This window comes from Roseivivax halotolerans (genome assembly GCF_900115815.1).
GTDB classification, from domain to species: domain Bacteria; phylum Pseudomonadota; class Alphaproteobacteria; order Rhodobacterales; family Rhodobacteraceae; genus Roseivivax; species Roseivivax halotolerans.
Map to the genome: position 1 here is coordinate 1 of NZ_FOXV01000032.1, position 2,513 is coordinate 2,513.

Genomic DNA, 2,513 nt, shown 5'->3' on the forward strand with positions numbered 1-2,513 from the left:
TGAGAACGGCGGTGGAAAAGTCGGCCACGGGAGCGGCGGGATGAGCCTGCTGCGGGCGGCGTAAAAGTCGGCCACCTTTGCCCTTTCTGGTGACAGGGAGGGCGGGAGGATTTTCACCGTGGACTTGTATCGGAAGGTTCGGCTGGCCTGTGCGGAAGGCATGAGCCAGCGAGAAGCAGCGCGTCATTTCAACATCTCGCGCGATAGCGTCGCCAAGATGATGGCGTTCTCGGTTCCGCCTGGATACCGGCGGACGGCGCCGGTAAAGCGGCCGAAGCTGGATGCGTTCACCGGGATCATCGACGGTTGGCTGGAGGGCGACCGGGAGGTCCACCGCAAGCAGAGGCACACGGCGAAGCGGGTGTTCGAGCGGCTCCGCGACGAACACGGGTTCACCGGCGGCTACACGATTGTGAAGGACTACATGCGTCAGCGCGAGCGGCGGGGCCGCGAGGTGTTCGTGCCGCTGGCGCATCCGCCGGGACAGGCTCAGGCCGACTTCGGTGAGGCTGTGGTCGTCATCGGCGGGGTCGAGCAGAAGGCTCATTTCTTCGTTCTGGACCTGCCGCACAGCGATGCCTGCTATGTCCGGGCCTATCCGGCGGCGACGGCGGAGGCCTGGGTTGACGGCCACGTCCACGCCTTCGCGTTCTTCGGCAAGGTGCCCGTCTCGGTCGTCTACGATAACGACCGCTGTTTGGTGGCGAAGATTCTGCCGGACGGCACGCGCCAGCGGGCCACGCTCTTCAGCGGGTTCCTGTCGCATTACCTGTTCCGCGACCGTTACGGCCGGCCTGGCAAAGGCAACGACAAGGGCAACGTGGAGGGGCTGGTCGGCTTCTCCCGCCGCAACTTCATGGTGCCGATCCCGCGGTTCGCGACCTGGGATGCGTTCAACGCCTACCTCGAGGAGCAGTGCCGCAGGCGCCAGGCGGATGTCCTGCGCGGCCAGTCCGAGACGATCGGGGACCGGTTCGCACGCGATCTGGCCGCGATGTCCGACCTGCCGGCGGCGCCGTTCGATGCCTGCGACCAGGCTACCGGGCGGGTCAGCTCCCAGGCTCTGGTGCGCTACAAGACCAACGACTACTCAGTGCCGGTCGCATACGGCCATCGCGACGTCTGGATCAGGGGTTACGTGGACGCCGTCGTGATCGGCTGTGGTGGCGAGGTCATCGCACGCCATCCCCGCTGCTACGATCGCGAGGACACGGTCTTTGATCCGGTGCATTACCTTCCGCTGATCGAGCGCAAGATCAACGCCCTGGACCAGGCAGCCCCCCTGGCCGAGTGGGACCTGCCGCCGGAGTTCGCGACCCTGCGCCGCCTGATGGAGGCGCGGATGATCAAGGCCGGGCGCCGCGAATACGTGCAAGTTCTGCGGCTGCTGGAGACCTTCGACGTCGACGATCTCCAAGCCGCCGTGAAGAAGGCGCTGCAACTGGGCGCGGTCGGCTTCGACGCCGTGAAGCACCTCGTTCTCTGCCGGGTTGAGAAACGACCGCCGAGGCTGGACCTCGACGTCTATCCCTACTTGCCGCGCGCCAAGGTCGCGACGACGTCAGCGGCCAGCTACATGTCGCTGCTGTCGGGGGATACGGCATGACCAACACTCCGAAGATCCTGCTCGCGGATCATCTGAAGACGCTGAAGCTGCCGACCTTCCTGCGCGAGTATGAAAAGCTGGCTCGCCAGTGCGCCGCCGAAGGGCTGGACCATGTCCAGTTCCTGGCCCGCCTGGTCGAGTTGGAACTGATCGACCGCGAGCGCAGGATGGTCGAGCGGCGCATCAAGGCCGCGAAGTTCCCGGCCACCAAGAGCCTCGACAGCTTCGACTTCAAGGCGATCCCGAAGCTCAACAAGATGCAGGTGCTGGAACTCGCCCGCTGCGAATGGGTCGACCGACGCGAGAACGTCATCGCACTCGGGCCCAGCGGCACCGGCAAGACCCATGTCGCCCTGGGGCTGGGGCTGGCCGCCTGCCAGAGGGGGCTGTCGGTGAGCTTCATCACCGCCGCGGCACTGGTCAACGAGCTGATGGAGGCCCGCGACGAGCGTCGTCTGCTCCGCCTCCAGAAGCAGATGGACGGCGTCAGATTGCTGATCATCGACGAGCTCGGCTTCGTACCGCTGTCCAAGACCGGCGCCGAACTGCTGTTCGAGCTGATCTCGCAGCGCTACGAGCGCGGCTCCACGATGATCACCAGCAACTTGCCGTTCGACGAATGGACGGAGACCTTCGGCACCGAACGCCTGACCGGCGCTCTCCTCGACCGGCTGACCCACCACGTCACCATCCTCGAGATGAACGGCGAGAGCTATCGGCTCGGCCAAAGCCGTGCTCGCAAGGCCGACGCCGCCACCTGATCAACCGTCGCAGTATTGGCCCTCCGGGCCAAAGCGCCATGGCACGCGCCAGCTATTTGGGGAGCGCGCGCGCCATGGCGCTCAGCACCCCGACACTGGCCTGGTTTTGCGCCGCCACGTGGCCGGTTATTACTCCGCCGTTGACA

The 2,513-nt window shown here is 65.8% G+C and carries 2 protein-coding genes; both read left to right on the plus strand.

What is annotated here, in order from left to right; all coding sequences use genetic code 11:
- Nucleotides 1-118: 118 nt before the first annotated feature.
- Complete coding sequence (gene istA, locus BM171_RS18550; protein ID WP_139218759.1) at nt 119-1,606, plus strand: IS21 family transposase; 1,488 nt, start codon at nt 119-121, stop codon at nt 1,604-1,606.
- Entirely contained in the window at nt 1,603-2,367 is a 765-nt protein-coding gene (istB, locus tag BM171_RS18555) for an IS21-like element helper ATPase IstB (RefSeq protein WP_093016120.1), read from the plus strand. Before istA ends, istB begins: the two co-directional genes overlap by 4 nt.
- The last annotated feature ends 146 nt before the right edge of the window (nt 2,368-2,513 follow it).